General features: G+C 74.4%; 14 protein-coding genes. 6 read left to right on the top strand and 8 right to left on the bottom strand.

Annotated features, from left to right (window positions below; genetic code table 11):
• Nucleotides 1-13: 13 nt before the first annotated feature.
• From ACGFI8_RS23965 to ACGFI8_RS23935, 7 genes are all read right to left on the bottom strand, one after another.
• Nucleotides 14-1,339, bottom strand: coding sequence for a flavin monoamine oxidase family protein (locus tag ACGFI8_RS23965; RefSeq protein WP_392808060.1), 1,326 nt, complete (start codon nucleotides 1,337-1,339; stop codon nucleotides 14-16).
• Entirely contained in the window at nucleotides 1,336-1,578 is a 243-nt protein-coding gene (locus ACGFI8_RS23960; RefSeq protein ID WP_392808059.1) for an acyl carrier protein, read from the bottom strand. Before ACGFI8_RS23960 ends, ACGFI8_RS23965 begins: the two co-directional genes overlap by 4 nt.
• Complete coding sequence (locus tag ACGFI8_RS23955; RefSeq protein ID WP_392808057.1) at nucleotides 1,575-2,906, bottom strand: amino acid adenylation domain-containing protein; 1,332 nt, start codon at nucleotides 2,904-2,906, stop codon at nucleotides 1,575-1,577. The genes ACGFI8_RS23960 and ACGFI8_RS23955 overlap by 4 nt, the downstream gene beginning before the upstream one ends.
• A gap of 99 nt (nucleotides 2,907-3,005) precedes the next feature.
• Nucleotides 3,006-4,991, bottom strand: a complete 1,986-nt coding sequence (locus ACGFI8_RS23950; RefSeq protein WP_392808055.1) for a BTAD domain-containing putative transcriptional regulator — start codon at nucleotides 4,989-4,991, stop codon at nucleotides 3,006-3,008.
• A 428-nt stretch (nucleotides 4,992-5,419) separates the two neighbouring features.
• Complete coding sequence (locus tag ACGFI8_RS23945) at nucleotides 5,420-6,229, bottom strand: SDR family NAD(P)-dependent oxidoreductase (protein WP_392808053.1); 810 nt, start codon at nucleotides 6,227-6,229, stop codon at nucleotides 5,420-5,422.
• The gene (locus ACGFI8_RS23940) at nucleotides 6,226-7,512 is read right to left on the bottom strand and encodes an MFS transporter (protein WP_392808051.1); all 1,287 of its coding nucleotides are present in this window, start codon (nucleotides 7,510-7,512) and stop codon (nucleotides 6,226-6,228) included. Before ACGFI8_RS23940 ends, ACGFI8_RS23945 begins: the two co-directional genes overlap by 4 nt.
• Nucleotides 7,509-8,486, bottom strand: coding sequence for a RimK family alpha-L-glutamate ligase (locus tag ACGFI8_RS23935; protein ID WP_392808050.1), 978 nt, complete (start codon nucleotides 8,484-8,486; stop codon nucleotides 7,509-7,511). Before ACGFI8_RS23935 ends, ACGFI8_RS23940 begins: the two co-directional genes overlap by 4 nt.
• A gap of 149 nt (nucleotides 8,487-8,635) precedes the next feature.
• Here ACGFI8_RS23935 and paaI point away from each other — a divergent pair, with 149 nt between their 5' ends.
• The 6 genes from paaI to ACGFI8_RS23905 all read left to right on the top strand — a co-directional run bounded on the left by paaI (nucleotide 8,636) and on the right by ACGFI8_RS23905 (nucleotide 13,832).
• The gene (gene paaI, locus ACGFI8_RS23930; RefSeq protein ID WP_392808048.1) at nucleotides 8,636-9,022 is read left to right on the top strand and encodes a hydroxyphenylacetyl-CoA thioesterase PaaI; all 387 of its coding nucleotides are present in this window, start codon (nucleotides 8,636-8,638) and stop codon (nucleotides 9,020-9,022) included.
• Nucleotides 9,019-9,999 carry a RimK family alpha-L-glutamate ligase gene (locus ACGFI8_RS23925; protein ID WP_392808046.1) on the top strand — a complete coding sequence of 327 codons (981 nt, stop codon included), beginning with the start codon at nucleotides 9,019-9,021 and terminating at the stop codon, nucleotides 9,997-9,999. The genes paaI and ACGFI8_RS23925 overlap by 4 nt, the downstream gene beginning before the upstream one ends.
• A complete protein-coding gene (locus ACGFI8_RS23920) occupies nucleotides 9,992-11,215 on the top strand; it encodes a phenylacetate--CoA ligase family protein (RefSeq protein ID WP_392808044.1) in 1,224 nt (407 codons plus the stop codon). Before ACGFI8_RS23925 ends, ACGFI8_RS23920 begins: the two co-directional genes overlap by 8 nt.
• On the top strand, nucleotides 11,212-12,471 hold the full coding sequence (locus ACGFI8_RS23915) for an MFS transporter (protein ID WP_392808043.1): 1,260 nt from the start codon (nucleotides 11,212-11,214) through the stop codon (nucleotides 12,469-12,471). The genes ACGFI8_RS23920 and ACGFI8_RS23915 overlap by 4 nt, the downstream gene beginning before the upstream one ends.
• Nucleotides 12,449-13,276 (top strand): SDR family NAD(P)-dependent oxidoreductase, encoded by an 828-nt coding sequence (locus ACGFI8_RS23910; RefSeq protein WP_392808041.1) that lies wholly within the window; start codon nucleotides 12,449-12,451, stop codon nucleotides 13,274-13,276. The genes ACGFI8_RS23915 and ACGFI8_RS23910 overlap by 23 nt, the downstream gene beginning before the upstream one ends.
• A gap of 73 nt (nucleotides 13,277-13,349) precedes the next feature.
• Nucleotides 13,350-13,832, top strand: a complete 483-nt coding sequence (locus ACGFI8_RS23905) for a GNAT family N-acetyltransferase (RefSeq protein WP_392808039.1) — start codon at nucleotides 13,350-13,352, stop codon at nucleotides 13,830-13,832.
• Here the strand turns inward: ACGFI8_RS23905 and ACGFI8_RS23900 are convergent.
• A complete protein-coding gene (locus tag ACGFI8_RS23900; protein WP_392808037.1) occupies nucleotides 13,824-17,516 on the bottom strand; it encodes a SpoIIE family protein phosphatase in 3,693 nt (1,230 codons plus the stop codon). The two genes, ACGFI8_RS23905 and ACGFI8_RS23900, sit on opposite strands and share 9 nt — an antisense overlap.
• Nucleotides 17,517-17,674 lie beyond the last annotated feature (158 nt).

The following is a 17,674-nucleotide window of genomic DNA, read 5'->3' as shown; positions in this document are numbered from 1 at the left end:
GCGATACCCTCGTTCAACGTTGGTGACGAATGATGACTTCGCTCGCCGCCCGATGGCCCGAGCGGATCGCGCCCTCCATGAGGCCGAAGAACTCGGTGCTGGTCTCCGTGCCGGCCCAGTGCACGCGGTGGTGCGGCTCCCGCAGCCGCGGCCCGGTCGCGAGCCAGTCGCCGGGGCCCATGAGCGCGGCGTAGCAGCCGCGGCTGTAGCGCTCGTGGACCCAGTCGGTGACGTGCACGGCGACCGGCTCGGGCAGCCCCGGGAACAGCCGCGCCGCCTGCCGGGTCGCGGCCGCCCGCTGCTCGGCGGCGCCGAGCGCGCCGAAGCGGTGCGCGTCGGCGCCGGTGACAAACCCGGTGAGCACGCCGGCCCCGCCGCCGGCCGGACTGTCGTCCACTGTGGACGTCAGCGGGCCGGCCGCGCTGACCGACCAGCCCGACAGGCCGTGCTCGCGCCACGCCGGCGACGGATAGACGAGGTGTACCTTCACGGCGCACCCGGGCACCGTGCCCCGCCCGGCCCGCGGCGCCGCCGGGGCGGGGCGGAAGTCGATGGCGTCGGCGAGCAGCGGCGGCACGGCGACCACGACGGCGTCGCAGCGGTACCGCCCGTCGACGGTCACGCCGTGCGTGTCCTGGTGCACGGCGGTCACGGGGTGCCCGAGCACGACCCGGTCGCCGAGCCGCGCGGCCAGGATCTGCGCCGCCTGGTGGGCGCCGCCGTCGACGCGGCTGTCCTGCGCGCCGCCCTCAAACGCGTTGAGGTATCGCAGCCCGCCGCCCGAGCGCAGGTAGAACGCCATGTGCAGCACGGAGACGTCCCCGGGCGCGGCGGCCATCATCTCGCCGAGGAACAGCGGGAAGAACGTCCGCGCGTCGGGGTGCGCCAGGTTGTCGCGCGCCCACTGGGCCGCGGTGGTCGCGTCGAGGTCCGCGGCCCCTTCGCTGAGCCACGGCGCGGCCGGGTCGACCCGCCGGGTCAGCGCCTCCAGCCGGTCGAACAGGTCACCGAGGGCGACGGCGGCCAGCGGCGGGAACCGCCCCGGCCGCTGCTCGACCGTGCCGTCCGTGCCGTCCAGGGCGAAGCGGCTGGCGCCCTCCATCGCGGTCGGCACGGTCTTCAGGCCGAGATCGGCGAGCAGGTCCAGCAGCGCGGTGTGCCGCTCGCCGAGGTAGGCGGCGCCGGCGTCGACCCACGTCCCGGGGGCGATCTCGAGGCCGTGGGTACGCCCGCCGACCCGCTCCCGCGCCTCCAGCACGGTGACGTCGGCGCCGGCCGCGGCCAGCCGGGTGGCGGCGGTCAGCCCGGCCAGCCCCGCGCCGACCACGACGACCCTCACGGTGCCACGCCCAGCGGCGCCCCGGCGTGCGCGGTCAGCAGCGCGGACAGCCCGGCCGGGGTCGGCGCGGCGCGGAAGTCCTCGAAGGTGAGCTCGGCGCCGCCGGCCCGGGCGACCGCGCTGAGCACCCGGGTGGCCAGCAGCGAGTCGCCGCCGGCGGCGAAGAAGTCGTCGTCCGGGGCGATGCCGGGCGTCTCCAGCACCTCGGCGTAGATCTCGATCAGCTTGTCGACGGTCAACGCAGGGCCTCCTCGGCGCGATGGGCTGATGCGGTGGCAAGGCGATCGACCTTGCCGCTCGCGGTGTAGGCGAGTTCGGGCACGACGGCGATGCGCGCGGGCACGAGATGCGCCGGCACCCGCTCGCGGAGGAAGGCTTCGAGGTCCGTGCCGGCGGCCAGGTCCGCGCTCAGCACGACGTAGGCCGTCAGGACGGTGTGGCCGCCGAGCGTGGACGGCACCACCGCCACGGCCCGCACCCCCGGGTGCTCGGCGATGCGCGCCTCGACCTCGCCGGGGTCGACCCGGATGCCGCGGATCTTCACCTGCCGGTCGAGCCGGCCCTCGTGCAGCAGCGCCCCGTCGGCGCGGCGCGTCACCCGGTCGCCGGTGCGGAACCAGCGCTCGCCGTCGAGCTCCACGAAGCGCCCGGCGGTCTCGTCCGGGCGGCCGAGGTAGCCGCGGGCGAGCGCGGGGCCGGCGATCCACAGCTCGCCGCCGGGCCCGATCCGCTCGCGCACGTGCGGCAGCGGGTGGCCGATCGGGGCGGCTTCCTCGCCGTCGAGGTCGATCGCGTGCGTGATGAGCGTGGTCTCGGTGCAGCCGTACGTGTTGAGCAGCCGCACCCGCCCGGTGCCCACGGCCTGCAGGGCCCGCCACTCGGCGAGCCGGGCCGGCGCGACCGCCTCGCCGCCGATGACGACGAGCCGCACGCACGGCGGCAGCCCGGTGCCGGCCGCGGCGAGGTGGCGCACCAGCTCGTGCCAGAACGCGGTCGGCAGGTCGAGCACGGTGACGCCGTCGCGCTCGACCGCGCGCAGGAACCGCGGGAACGAGCCGCTGTGCGCGTCGTCGGCGAGCACGACCGCCGCCCCGGTCAGCAGCGTCGGCAGGATCTCCTCGAAGCAGGTGTCCCAGTTGAGCGACGCGAACTGCAGCACCCGGTCGTCCGCTGTGAGCCCGAACAGCTCGCACAGCGCGGGGACCACGGTGCCGATCGCCGCCCGGGGCGTGCCGACGGGCTTCGGCGCCCCCGTGGAGCCGGAGGTGAACAGCACGTAGGCCAGATCGTCGTCGCGGCTCGCGCGGGCGGCCTCGATCATCGCGGCCCGCCGTGCGGCCGGGAACGCGGGGTCGATCGGGCAGTACGTGCCGCCGGCCGCCCACACGCCGAGCAGCCCCGCGATCGTGGCCGGGGCGTGCACGGCCTCGACGGCCACGGTGCCGGGGCGCTCGCCGAGGCGGCGCCGTACGGCGGCCAGGTCCTCGGCCAGCCGTCCGTAGCCGACGGTGATGCCGTTGTGCACGAGCGCCGGGCGCAGCGGATGCCGCGCCGCGTGGGCGGTCACGGCGTTCAGGAGCGCGTCGATGATGCCACCTCACCTGCTCGACGGGCCGTTCGGTCCGACGAGCGTGGCATCGATCACTACAGATCGGCTGCGGATCGGCTACACGGCGGTGCCCACGCGCATGCGGTGGCGCATCCACTCGTCCACGGCGTCGCGGTCGACGAGCTCGGCGCCGCATTCGCGGGCGTAGCGCAGCACCAGGTCGTGGAAGCGGTACCCACCGGGCCCGGACTCGGCGAGGAGGTTGACCGCCACGAGCTCGTCGAGCAGCTGCCGCACCCGGCGCACGGCCCGGTCGGTGGCGGCCATCGAGCGGTCCACGGCGATCGCGGCGCCGCGCTGCAGCCCGAGCCGGCCGAACAGGTGCGCGGCGGCGGGACTGAGCGCGGCGCGGGCGCTGTCGAGGGCCGGGGCGAGCGCGGCGGGGACACTGCGGCCCTCGAACGGCGGCTCGGCTCCGTCGGCGAGCTCGTCGACGAACCACTCGAGGGACTGCCCCGGGCGGGCGGCCAGCCGCAGCCCGGCGGTGCGCACGGCAAGGGGGTAGCCGCCGCACCAGCGAACGAGGCGCTCGGCGGCCGGGTCGTGGTGGCGCAGCTCCCGCCCCGAGGTGCGCTCGAGCAGCTCCCGGGTCGCCTCGGCGGTCAGCGGATCCATCGGCAGCACCTCGACCGCGTGGTGCGCGGCGAGCGCGGGCAGCCGCAGCCGGCTGGTGACGACGAGCTGCCCGGCCGCGGTCGGCGGCACGAGCGGCAGCAGCTGCTCGACCGAGCCGGCGTCGTCGGCGACGATGAGCACCCGGCGGCCGTTGAGGTGGGCACGGTACTGCGCGGTGCGCTCGTCGAGGCCGTCGGGCAGCTCGTCGCGCCCGGCGCCCAGCGCGGTCAGCACGGCGCCGAGCGCGCCGATCGGCGACAGCGCGCCGCCGTGCAGGTCGACGAAGATCTGCCCGTCGGGGAAGTCGCCGGCCGCGCCGTGCGCCCACTTCACCACCAGCGCGGTCTTGCCGAGCCCGCCGAGGCCGGACACCAGCACGACGCGCGGCTCGTCGGCGGGGCGGGTCACCGCGTCGGTGAGCGCCTTGAGCGACTCGTCCCGGCCGGTGAAGTGCCCGACACTGGCCGGCAGCGTGGCCGGCGGCCGTAACGCGCCGGGCGGTGCGGAGGGTAAGCCGGGCGGCCACGCCGTGTGTGACCGGGGTGGCTGGGCGGGCTCGACGTCGGGCGCGTGCGCGAGCCACACCGCAGCGGCCGAGGCCATCGAGCCGGCCGTCGCCGCGGGCGCCGACGCGGCGACGGCGTCGAGCCAGGCGTCCGGGGCCGGGGCGGTGCTCATCGATGCGCCCATCGAGCGGGCCTCACCACGCAGGATCGCCGCGTGCAGGGCGCGCAGCTCCGCGCACGGGTCGCTGCCCAGCTCCTCGGCCAGGCGGTGGCGCAGCGCCTCGTACACGTGCAGCGCGTCGGCCTGCCGCCCGGCGCGCAGCAGGGCCCGCATGAGCTGCCCGGCCAGGCGCTCGCGCAGCGGGTTGGCCGCCAGCAGCGCCGAGACCTCGCCGACCAGGTCCGCGACGCCGGCGAGGTCCGCGCGGGGGTCGGTGGCCAGCTCGGCCTCGAACAGCTCCTCGTACAGCCCGATGCGCAGCTCGGCCAGGCGTACCCGCTCGACCTCGGCGCCGGGCGCGGTGACGCCGTCGAGCGGGTCGCCGCGCCACAGGTCGAGGGCGGCGCGCAGCTCGCGGGCGGTGTCCGCGGCCGTGGTCGCCCGCCGGGCCCGGCGCACCAGCGCCTGCATGGCGTCGAGGTCGGTGGTGGCGCCGGAGGCCTCCAGCACGTACCCGGGCGGCCGGGTGGCCAGCGCCGCGCCGACCTTGCGCCGCAGCCCCGAGACGAGGCCCTGTACCCGCGAGCGCGGCGCCGCCGGGTGCCGGTCGCCCCACAGCAGCTCGATGATCCGCTCGGTGGACACCACCGCATTTCTGGACAACGCCAGAATGGCGAGCACATTACGTTCCAACGGCGACAGGGAAACGGTACGGCCGGATAAACGTGCCTCGGTCGGCCCCAGCAGCGATATCTCGAGCATCGATGAACCTCTTCCCTCGGGCTGACACACATCGTGTGCGTGTGATCGATTGCGACCGATCGGTTCGCGATCGGGCATCTATTCGTGCACGAGGACGACAGGCCGGGGCAAGCCCCATGGAGGATGGTCACTGTGCGTGCGCGGCCGAGGGGGCGAATCGGCCGGAACGTCGCGCCGATTCGCGCCATCCGCGAGTTCGGGCCTATGCCGGCATACGCCTCGATCGGCCGTAATCCGGCGAAGCGTGGGTTTGCCGTGGAACCCCCGCTATGGTGGCAGGCTGCCACGCTCGCCGCCAGTGCCGCGAAACCCGGCAGGCCAGGCATCGACAAGAATCCCTGGAATGGCATTCAACATCAGTAATGATCGATGGATATACAAAGCCGCGCCGCTCGAACGATTGTTCGAGCGGCGCGGGGGAAACGTTCTCAGGCGAGCCAGGAACGGGCCAGCTTCCGGATCACGGTACCGTCGGCGTCGGCGAGCTTGACGCCCACGAACTCCCGCGCCCAGTCGCTGGTGAGGACCCGCAGCGGCGGGTCGGGCTCGCTCAGCGCGGCCAGGACGATCCCGGCGACCTCGGACGCCGGCTGGGCGCCCGGCCAGGCGGTGCGGGCGACCCAGTCCAGATACGGGCGCAGCACCGGCTCGTAGGGGCCGGCCGAGGCCAGCAGCGACTCGCGGGTCACCCCGGTGTTGGCCGCGAACGCGGTCTGCAGCACCGGCCCGGGCTCGACGAGCACCACGGTGACGCCCAGGCCGGCCGCGACCGGCGCCAGGCTCTCCATGAACCCCTCGACCGCGAACTTCGCCGCCGAGTACGCCTCGTTGAACGGCTGCCCGACCAGGCCGCGGGTGCTGCCGAGGGTCACGACCCGCCCGCCCGAGGCCCGCAGGTGCGCCAGCGCGGCCTTCGTCATCGCGACCACGCCGAAGAAGTTGACCTCGATGTTGGCCCGGAACGCGGCCAGGTCGGCCATCTCGATCGTGGGTACGGTGTTGCCCACGCCGGCGTTGTTCACCAGGGCGTCGAGCCGGCCGTGGTCGGCGGCGACCCCCTCGACGCAGGCCGCGACCGAGTCCGGGTCGGTGACGTCGAGTTCGCGCACGTCGATGCCGGGCAGGTCGTACGGCTTGCGCATCCCGGCCGCCACCGTCCAGCCGGCCGCGGCCGCGGCGGTCGCGACCTCCCGGCCGATGCCCGTCGACGCGCCGGTCACCAGCAGAACCTTCGTCATGTGGTGCTCACCTCGCTCAGCTGCGGGGCCGGCGCCGTCTCCCGCTCGCGGCGCAGCAGGGCGTGCAGCGGGGCGAGCGGGATCGCCGCGAACAACGTGCCGATGAGCGTCCCGCCGACCATCGTCAGCTTCGAGGCGCCGAGGATGCCCAGCCGCCCGGCGAGCGCATCGACGATGATGCCCCCGGCGAGGACGCTGAACGGGATCACGCCCCAGGTGATGGTGCGGAACGCGGCGTGCGACACGGCCTGGTCCCGCGAGGGCACCCGCGCCTGGCGGACGGCGGCGGTGCTGACGTTGTACCAGACCATGAAGATGCCGTAGAGCGTCAGTGTCGCGCCGAGCACCAGCGCCGCCGGCAGCGCCGGGGCGAACAGGATGCCCAGGCCGACCAGCGAGTGCAGGAAGATCGACCAGGGGATCAGCCGGGCCGGGCCGAGCAGCCGGCTGACCCGCTGCGCGACCAGCGAGCCGGCCACGGCGCCGGCGGCGGCGACCGACATGACGGTACCGAGCGCCCCGACCGACATCCCCAGGCCGCGGTACGCCAGGATCGGCAGCACCGTCACGAAGATCGGCCCGCCGATGTTGGCCAGCAGCGTGCCCTGCAGCGTCCGGCGCAGCACCGGGTCGGTCCAGTTGAGCCGCACCCCGTGCGCCAGGCGCCGCCACATCGACTCCTGCCGGCCGCCGCCCCCGCCGTACGGCTTCATGGCCCGGATCTGGACGGCGGAGAACAGGAACGTGGCCGCGTCCACCAGCAGCGCGCCGGCGCCGAGCAGCACGTAGATGCCGGAGGCGACGGCGGGCCCGACCACGTCGGAGGTGGTGCGGCTGGCCTCCAGGTGGGAGTACGCCTTGACCCGGCCGTCCGGCCCGACGATCGAGGCGATGGTGGCGGTGTAGCCGACGTTGAAGAACACCGCCGTGGCGTTGACGACGGCGACGACGGCGAAGACCAGCGGTACCGACAGGAAGTCCCCGAAGTAGGCGGCCGGGACCAGCGCGATGACCGCGGCCCGGACCAGGTCGCAGCCGATCAGCGTGCGGCGCAGGTCCCACCGGTCCACCAGCGCCCCCGCCACCAGGCTCAGCAGCGGGATCGCCAGGTACTGCGCCATGGCCACCAGCCCGACCTGCAACGGCGAGGCGTGCAGGACCAGGATCATCAGCGTCGGTACCACGAAGATGCTGATCTTGTCGCCGATGTTGCTCACCGTCTGCCCGGCCCACAGCAGGTTGAACTCCCGCCCCAGGCGCACCGGCGCCTCGGCGGCCGTCACGGCGTGCCCGCGAACCGGCGCGCGTGACCGCGGCGGTAGGCGTCGAACCGGGCCGCGATGAGCTCGCGCTGTGTGCGCACCGCCTCCGGCGAACGGGCGTCCGGGCACTGGATCGTGCCGTCCAGCTCGATCTCCGACAGCCAGAATCGGGTGCCGTCGTGCAGGAAGTCGGCGCACAGGTACGGCACCGGCAGCTTGTCCCGGAAGTAGGCGATCGCGGGCCGCAGCTCGTCGGGCAGGTCCGTGTACGCCAGCGAGCCGCCGGTGCTGAACTGCGTGTAGAGCGCCCCGTCGCCGGGCCGGCGCACCAGCACCCCCAGCGGCTCGCCGTCGACGAGGTACACCCGGTAGTCCACGGTCGAGCGGCCCAGGTACGGCTGGAACACCAGCGCGGTGTCCCCGCCCTGGGCGAGGCTGAGCAGCCCGCACACGTCGTGCGGGTCGCGGGCCAGGTTGATGCCGCGCGAGGCGCACCAGCCCGACGGCTTGGCCAGCGCCGGATACGGCAGCGCGGCGATGGACGCCTCGTAGTCGTCGTAGACCAGGTCGCGCCCCGAGCCGATGCGCACCGTCGGGATCGGCGGCACCGGGCAGTCGCGCAGGAACAGCACCGAGGCGAGCTTGTCGTTGCACAGCGTGGCCAGCGACGTCGGGTGCGGCAGGTAGAAGCCCGCCTGCTCGAGCACCGCGTAGAGCGCCAGCTGGTTGAACACGTCCGCGGCCTGGTACGGCAGCGAGTACAGCGAGGTGATGAACAGCGTGTCCTCCGGCGACACCGGCGCGCCGTCGATGCGCACCCGCGGGCGCGCCGGGTCCAGGGCGTCCACGGCGACCGACTCCGGGGTCACCCGCTCCCAGGACAGGTCCAGCTCCTTGGCGACCTCGGCATAGGTCTGCCAGAACGCCGCGTTCCAGGTCGCCGAGGTCCGGCTGGACTCCCGGTCCGGAAACAGCCAGCACATTCGTCGCAGCATGCCCAACCCCCTGCTCGTCGATGGGTGCAGGGCAGTGTCCCGGGCGCCGCCACGGATCCGCCGCACGATCGCGGTACGCCCCCCGCCACCGGATCCGTGGCCGATCCGCAGCCGGCTGCGGCAGCCTCCGCAGGCGGAGGTGAGCCGGCGTGACGAGCAGCATCGACCGGGTCGTGCAGGCCCACGGCATCGAGGTCGAGCTGGTGACCCCGGGCCGGGCGACGGCCCGGATGAAGGTCACCGCCGACATGGCCAACCTGCACGGCATCGCCCACGGCGGGTACGTGTTCCTGCTCGCCGACACCGCGTTCGCCTACGCGTGCAACCAGGGCCGGATCGCACTCGCCCAGGCGGCGCAGATCGTCTTCCTGCGGCCTGTGCCGATCGGGGCCGAGCTGACCGCCGTCGCGGCCGAGCGGGCCGCCGCCGGCGCGTGCGGGATCTACGACGTGACCGTGCGGACCGCCGGCGGCGAGGTGGTCGCCGAGTTCCGCGGGCAGAGCGCGGCCCTGCCAAGACAGCGAGGAGAGCGATGAGCGAGACGCTGCAACGCATCTGCTGGGTGTTCCCGGACCGCGAGTCGGCGCGGCAGGGGGCGCTGTGGCGGCGGGTGTTCTGGGACGCCTACCAGAAGGTCGCCGCGGAGCTGGGCATGTCCTTCACCATCCACGCGCCCGACGCGATCGCCGTCGACGGGCTGCGGGCCGGCCGGCCCCGCGTCTACGTCGACGCCGAGGAGGTGTCGCCCGACGACACGGCGTTCATCACGGCGCTGTACTCCCTGCCGTACCACACCATGGACGTGTTCAACCAGTACGCGGTCTACGCCGTGCTCGAGCACGCCGGCTTCTACCTGCCGATCCCGCCGTGGCTGTCGGCGATCGTCAACGACAAGCTCGCCACCAACCTGTTCCTTTCCGGCTCGCCGATCCCGCCGATCCCGACCGTGCGCATCGGCTGCGGGCGCGACGTCCAGCACCGCCTGTACGAGCCGGCGCTCGACGGGCTGACGTTCCCGGCGATCGTGAAGCCGGCCGGCTGGGCGTCGGGCTGGGGCGTGTGCCTGGCCCGCTCGGTCGAGGACCTGCGCGGCCTGCTCAGCCTCGCGCAGGGTGGCGACACCACGCTGGTCTGCCAGCCGTACCTCGGCGCCGGCACGAGCGACTACCGCCTGCACGTCGTCGACGGGCGGGTCGAGGCGGTGCTGGTGCGCAGCCCCACCGGCGACGCGCCGTGCTCCAGCCGCAGCCGTGGCGGCAGCATGCGGTTCGCGCCGCTGCCCGGCGAGCTCGCCGCGACCGTCGACTACTTCACCGAACGGATCCCCACGCCGTACTTCTGCGTCGACTTCCTGCACGACGGCACCCGGTTCTGGCTGTCGGAGATCGAGACCGACGGCGCCATCGGCATCAACCCGGACGGCGACGCGACCGTCCAGCACGACCTCATCGCCGCCCGGTTCGGCGCGTACCGCCGGGCACACGCAGCCTGGAGGGAAGCCCGCAATGCCTGAGTTCTCGCATGACGGCCTCGACACCGCCGGGGTCGCCCGGGTGCGCCACCTGCTCACCCAGCTGCGCTCGGTGCCGGCCCTCGCGCCCCGCTACGCCGGGATCGCCGAACCCTCCACACTGGACGATCTGGCCGCGCTGCCCACCATGCTCAAGGACGACCTGCAGGCGGCGCTGTCGCACCTGCAGCCGCGGGCCGCCGGCGCGACCACGTGGGTGTTCCAGAGCGGCGGCAGCACCGGCGCGCCCCAGGTCGGCTACGCGCCCACCGGGCTCTACATGCGCGAGGTGTACGAGCAGTGGCGGCCGATCGGCCCGCAGGACGTGTTCGTCAACGGGTGGAGCGCCGGCAAGATGTGGGGCGCGCACTTCCTCGTCAACGCCTACACCGACCACGTGCACTGCACCGCGATGAACCTCGGCGCGATGACCCGCGACGAGTACGACCCGTGGCTGGCGTTCTTCGCCGCGCGGAAGGTCACCGCGTTCGGCGGCACCCCGAGCGTGCTGCGGCTCATCTTCGGCCACGCCCGCGACGCCGGCGTCAAGCTGCCCGACCTGCGCGCCGTGCTGTTCCTCGGCGAGGCCTGGAGCGACCAGCTCGACGAGGACCTCGCCGCGGTCGCGCCCAACGCCCGGCGCTGGGGCATGTTCGGCAGCACCGAGACGTGGGTCGTGGCCACGAACACCCCCGACTGCCCGGCCGACACCTGGCACCCCCTGCCCTCGCAGCTGGTCTGTGCCGCTGACGACGAGATGCTCGACTTCACCACGCTCGACCCGCACGGGCTCAACCCCGTGCTGCGGTACCGCACCGGCGACGCCGGCCGGTTCGTCACCTGCCCGTGCGGCCGCCCCGGCCGGGCGTTCCAGGTGCTCGGCCGCCGCGACGGCCTCATCAAGTTTCGCGGCCACCTCGTCAACGTCGACGACCTGGTCCGCGACGTCGGCACCCTGCCCGGAGTGGCGCGCGCCCAGCTGGTGGTGAAGGAGTTCGACGACCGCGGCAGCGTCCTGGAGGTCCTGGTGCTCCCAACGGGCGCCGCGGACACCGGGCTCGCCGACGCCGTGCACCGCCACCTGCTGGGCTCGGCGTTCGGGCCGTCGATCGTGTTCCAGCGCAACGCCGACGCGCTCGAGGTCAGCGTCGTGCCGGCGCTCATCGGCAACGAGCGCACCGGCAAGGTCCCCAACCTCGTGGTCCGCCGCCCGCGATGACCACGACCATCGCCCGGGCCTCCCTCGGCCGGCAGTTCAACCTGTTGTGGGCCGGGCAGACGGTGAGCAACGCCGGCGACCGCGTCACGCTGTTCGTGGTGCCGGCGCTGCTCATCTTCGCCATGCACGCCTCGCCGCTGCAGGTCGGGCTGGTCTCCACCGCGCAGTACCTCGCGATCCCGGTGCTGTCGCTGGTCGCCGGCGTGCTCGTCGACCGGTGGGACCTGCGCCGGCTGCTCATCGCCTGCGACGTGCTGCGCTGCGCCGCCGTCGCGGTCATCCCGGTCGCCTACTGGCGCGGCGTGCTGTCCGTGCCGATGCTGTTCTGCTGCGTCGTGGTCATCAGCGCCGCCACGGTCTTCTTCAACATCGGGTACGTGCCGGCGCTCACCCATATCGTCGAGCGGGACCGGCTGGTGGCCGGTAACTCCCGCCTGGAGACGAGCCGGATGACCGCCGAGGTCAGCGGCCCGGCCCTGGGCAGCGGCCTCTACCAGCTGCTCGGGGCCGCCGGGCTGCTCGTCGACGCGGCCAGCTACCTGTTCTCCGCGGCCTGCATCCGGGCCATGCGCCCGCTCGGCGCGCTCGGTGGCCCGACCGGCTCGCTGCGCGAGCGGCTGCTGGTCGGCGTCCGCGCGAACTGGCGCGACCCGGTGCTGCGCCGCTGCACGGCGGGCACCCTGCTGGCCAACATCGGCGGCCCGGTCTTCGTCACGCAGCTGCCCGTCCTGGCGTACAACGGCTGGGGGTTGAGCGTCGGCGTCTTCGGCACCGTCATGACCGTCGGCGCGGCCGGCGCGGTCGCCGGCGCCCTGGTCGCCCCCGCGGTCAGCCGGCGGCTCGGCCCGGCCCGGATGATGTCCTGGGCGATGCCCGCACACTCGGCCTGCGGCCTGGGCATCCTGGCGATGGGCCTGGGCGCGCCGGCGGTCGTGCTCGCCGCCACGCTGGCCGCGTACATGTTCTTCTTCGCCTGGTACAACATCTGCAGCCAGTCGGTGCGCCAGGCCCGGATGCCGGTCGCCGACCAGGCCGTCATCTACGCCGCGTACCGCACCGTCACGTGGGGCGTCATCCCGCTGAGCGCCCTCACCGGCGGGCTCGTCGTCACGGCGCTGTCGCACGCGATGGACATCCGCACCGCGGTGACCGCCACCATGCTCGGCGGTACCGTCATCGGCCTGTCCGCGTACCTGCCGCTGGCCCCGGTGCAGCCGATGCTGGAGCGCGAGTATGTCCCGTACACCGCAGCCTGACCCCGTCGTCCTGGTCACCGGCGCCTCGACCGGCATCGGCCGGGCCACCGCGCTGGCCGCCGCGGCGGCCGGGTTCACCGTCGTCGCCGGCATGCGCAAGCCCACCGATCTCGACGGCGTCGACGTGCGCGAGCTCGACGTCACCGACCCGGACTCGGTCGCCGCCTGCGTCGGGGCGGTGCTCGCCGCACACGGCCGCCTCGACGCCGTCGTCAACAACGCGGGCATCGCCAACAACGCCTTCACCCTGGAGCGGGCGTCCCTGGACGCGATCCGTGCCAACCTGGAGGTGAACCTCTTCGGCGTCCTGGCCGTCACGCGGGCCGCGCTGCCACACCTGCGGGCCACGCGGGGCCGGGTCGTGACCGTCGGCAGCGTCCGCGGCGTGATCGGCCAGCCGTTCAACGAGGCCTACTCGGCGGCGAAGTTCGCCGTCGAGGGCTACCTGGAGGCGCTCGCCCCGACCGCGGCCGCCGTCGGCGTCACGATCTGCATCGTCGAGCCCGCCGCGGTCCTGGACACCGCGTTCGTGGCGTCCTCGCCGCTGGACCCGGCCGCCCTGCTGGCCTCGGCCGGCCCCTACGCGGACGCGTTTCGCGCCTACCGCCGCTTCGTCGCCTCGGGCGCGGTGGAAGGCGCGCAGACCGCGGCCGAGGTCGCCGCCGTGATCGTGGCCGCGCTGACCGCCGAGGCGCCGCCGTTTCGCATCCCGACGAGCGCGCACGCGGCCCGGTACCTCGCCCGCAAGCTCGCCGACGTCGACGGTACCGAAACGCAGGCCATGACCCGGGCGTGGCTGGCCTGACCGTTCGGGACCCGGTCCGCTGATCGAACTTTGGACCGCGACGGTCCGGGGCGCGGTGGATACGCTGCCGCACGTGAGCGAACGCGTACGTGACGGGTATCTGCTGACCACCGACCCGGCCCGGGTTGACAAGGCCGTCGTGCACCGGTGGCTGTCCGAGGACTCGTACTGGGCGGCCGGGCGCGATTATGAGGTCGTGGCGAGGTCGATCGAGGGCTCGGTGCCGTACACGATCCTCGCCGGCCCCGACCAGGTCGCCTTCGCCCGCGCGGTCACCGACGGCGCCACCTTCGTGTGGATCTGCGACGTGTACGTCGACCGCGCGCACCGGGGCCGCGGCCTCGGCGGCTGGCTCGTCGACGCCATGGTCGAGGACTTCACCGCCGCCGGCGTCCTGCGCCTGCTGCTGGCCACCCGCGACGCCCACGAGGTGTACCGCCGCAGCGGCTTCGAGCCCCTCGCCGGCCGCAACGCTTCATGGAGATCGACCGCCGGCCCACCCGCGCCGCGATCCTCGCCCACCTCGCCGACGGCGCCTAGCCGGCGGTCAGATTGAGCGCATGCACCAGACCGCCTTGCCGTCGGCGGTTGGGCGGGTGCCCCAGCGGTCGCACAGGGATGAGACCAGCTGCAGGCCGCGGCCGTGTTCGTCGTCCGGGGTGGGGCGTTGTTTCCGTGGCAGGTACGGGGCCGTGTCGTGCAGTTCGAGTACCACGTGCGTCGTGGTGCGGCGCAGCCGGAGCTGGATCGGTGGGCGGCCGTGCAGCACGGCGTTCGCGGTCAGCTCGCTGACCACGAGGACCAGGTCGTCGACCACCCGCGGCGGGGCGTGCCAGCGCCGCAGGGTGGTGTCGACCACGCGGCGGGCGTCGCGCACCGCGCGCTCCTGGGCCGGGATGCGGTGGATGACCGACTGCTCGTCGCCGGGCTCGCCGACGACCCGGGTCAGCAGCAGCGTGATGTCGTCGTCGGGTCCGTCGGGCAGCAGGAGCGCGACCAAGCGGTCCGGGACCTCGGCGAGGGGGCCCGCGATGTCGCCGACCAGGCTCGCGAGGGTGAGGATGCCGCTGTCGAGGTCGCGGTCGCGGTGCTCGACCAGGCCGTCGGTGTACAGCGTGAGCAGCGCCCCGACGGGCAGCTCGACGCGCTCCTCGGCGAGGGTCAGCGGGCCCGTGCCCAGCGGCGGGCCGGACGAGGTGAGCTGGCGCGGCTCGGCGCCCGGCAGCAGGAGCAGGGGCGGCAGGTGGCCGGCGTTGGCGTACGTGAGGCTGCGCTCCCCGGGGTCGTACACCGCGTAGACGCAGGTGACGATCTGGTCCTCCCGCAGGTCCCGCACGACGCCGTCGAGGTACTCGAGCACGTCGGCCGGGGGCAGGTCGAGCCGGGCGTAGGCGCGCACCGCGGCGCGCAGCTGGCCCATGACCGCGGCGGCGGGCACGCCCCGGCCCATGACGTCGCCCATGACGAGCGCGGTGCGGTCGGCGCCGAGCTCGATGACGTCGTACCAGTCGCCGCCGACCTGGGTGCCGGCCACGCCGGGGCGGTAGTACGCGGCGACCTCGAGGTGCTCCGGGGCGAGGGTCACCGGGGGCAGCAGGCTGCGCTGCAGCTGGTCGGCGATGCGGTGCTCGCGGGCGGCGGCCTCCTGCGCGGCGGCCGCGGATGCCAGCGCCTGCTCGGCGCGGCGCTGCTCGGTGATGTCCTGGTTGGAGCCGCGCAGCCGGACCGGGCGGCCGGCCGCGTCGCGCTCCAGCTCGCCGATGGTACGGAAGACCCGCAGCTCGCCGTCGGCCATGAGGACCCGCGACTCGTAGTCCAGCGGCGCGCCCTCGACGGCGGCGTCGATGGCCGCGTCGACACGGACGCGGTCGTCGGGATGGACCCGGCTGTTGATGACCTGGCGGCCGTGCTCGTCGAGCAGCTGCTCGGCGGTCACCCCGAACTGGCGCAGGAACTCCTCGGAGCCGCGGATGTCGCCGGTGGCCAGGTCCAGCTCCCACGAGCCGACCGAGGCCAGCCGCTGCGCCTGGTCGAGCAGCTCCCGGTTGCGCTGCAGCTCGTCGCGGGTGCGGCGAATGCGGTCGAACTCCAGGTTGGCCCGCACCCGGGCGCGCAGCTCGCGCGGGCTGAACGGCTTGACGAGGTAGTCGTCGGCGCCGGCGTCGAGGCCCTCGACGGTCGCCTCGTCGCCGGCCCGGGCCGAGAGCATGACGACCGGCAGGTGCCCGGCGACCTCGTCCTCGCGCAGCGCGGCGACGAGCCCGAACCCGTCGAGGTTGGGCATCATCACGTCGGTGAGCACCAGGTCGGGCGGGTCGGCGCGCAGCATCCGCAGCGCCTGCACGCCGTCGGCGGCCTCCGTCACGCGGTAGTCGGTGCCGAGGATGCGCCGGATGTACTCGCGCATGTCGTCGTTGTCGTCGACGACCAGCACTCGCGGCGCGCCCGGGCCGAGCCCCGCGGGCGGCGCGGCGGCCGGGGCGCCCACCCACCGCTCGACCTCCGCCAGGTAGCCGCGCACCTGCGGCCCGGTGTCGGCGTGGACACGGCCGGCGGTCCGCGGCGTCGCGCCCGCCTCCGCCGCGCCGTAGGGGATGCGCACCGTGAACGTGCTGCCCTCCCGGGGGCGGCTGCGCACGCCGACCCGCCCGCCGTGCAGCGCGGTCAGCTCGGCGACCAGCGCCAGGCCGATGCCGGAGCCCTCGTGGGTGCGCGAGCGGGCGCCCATGATGCGGTGGAAGCGGTCGAAGAGCCGGCCCTGGTCGGCCGGTTCGATACCGACGCCGGTGTCGGTGACGCTCAGCTCCACCCCGTCGCCCGCCGGGGCGAGGCGCACCGTGATCGAGCCGGCGAACGTGAACTTCAGCGCGTTCGACAGCAGGTTGAGCGCGATCTTCGCCCACATCTCGCGGTCGGCGTACACCGGCCGCGGCAGCGGCGGACAGTCGACGATCAGCTGCAGCCCGGCCCGCTCGGCCGCCGGGGCGAACATGCCGGCCAGCTCGGCGGTGACCTCGGACAGGTCGAGCGGCTCCAGCCGCGGCTCCAGCCGGCCCGACTCCAGCTGCGAGAAGTCCAGCAGCGTGTTGACCAGCTTCAGCAGGCGCTCGGCGTTGCGGCGTACCACCTCGATCCGGGCCCGCTGGGCGGTGCCCAGCGGCTCGGCCTGCTCGGCGAGCGCGTCCTCGGCCGGGCCGAGCAGCAGCGTCAACGGGGTGCGGAACTCGTGGCTGACGTTGGTGAAGAACGCCGTCTTGGCCCGGTCGACCTCGGCCAGGCTCTCGGCGCGGCGCCGCTGCGCCGCGTAGGCGCGGGCGGTGGCCAGCCGGGCGGCGATCTGCCCGGCGACGAGGTCGACGAAGCCGGCGTAGGCGTCGTCGAAGGGGCGGTACCGGTTGAGGCCGGCGACGAGGAAGCCGTACGGCCGGCCCTCGCCCGGCTGCGGCAGCGCCACCAGCCGCGCCTGCGTCGGCGGCTCGTCCCAGGCGCCGGTGGGCAGCCCGGTCAGGCCGCCGATGGTGAGCGGGGCGCCGTCGGTGACCGGCCACACGGCCGGGTCGGCGCACGGGTGTCCGGCCGGGACGCCGGTCGCGCAGGCCAGCACGGTGTCGTCGCCGTCGAAGAGGTAGGTGAGGGTGAACGGCAGGTCGTCGGGGCGGTCGCCCAGGTGCCGGGCCACGGCCGCGAACAGCTCCGCCTCGCTCTGGGTCGCGCCGAGGTCGGAGCTCAGGTCGCGCAGGGTGGCCATGCGGCGCTCGGCGACGACGCGGTCGGTGTCCTCGCTGACCACGCAGAGCATGCCGGCGATCGCGCCGTCGTCGTCGGTGAGCGGGCTGTAGGAGAAGGTGTGGTAGGTCTCCTCGGTGTACCCGCTGCGGCCCAGGAACAGCCGCAGGCCCTCGTCCCAGGTGGCCTGGCCGGTCTCCAGCACGGTGCGGATGCGTGGCCCGGCCTCGTCCCACGCCTCGGCCCACACCTCCGCCGACGGGCGGCCCAGCGCCCACGGGTACTTCTTGCCCAGCGTGTCGCGGCGGTAGGCGTCGTTGCACAGGAACGTCAGCTCCGGGCCCCACGCCATCCACATCGAGAAGCGTGAACCGAGCAGGATGCGCACCACCGAGCGCAGGCTCTGCGGCCACGACGCCGGCGGCCCGAGCGGGGTCGCCGCCCAGTCGACCGCCGCCAGGTCGCGGCTGACCTCCGTGTCGCCGAAGAACGGTTCGGCCGGGGTGTCGCCCATCACTGCCAGCGTACGCACAGGGGGTGCTTTCCGCGCGGCGCGGCGGGACCGTCTCACCACGCAGCACCGCCCGCTATCCCGCCGGGAGCGGGGCCTTGGCATGCTGACTCGGCGTGATCGATCGAGCGTGCGCCGATCCGTCATCGGTGGTGCGGCCG

The sequence above is a fragment of the Dactylosporangium sp. NPDC048998 genome, assembly GCF_043197855.1.
Lineage (GTDB): Bacteria > Actinomycetota > Actinomycetes > Mycobacteriales > Micromonosporaceae > Dactylosporangium.
Note: the sequence above shows the minus strand (reverse complement) of the source record. Positions and strands in the feature narration are given on the sequence as shown.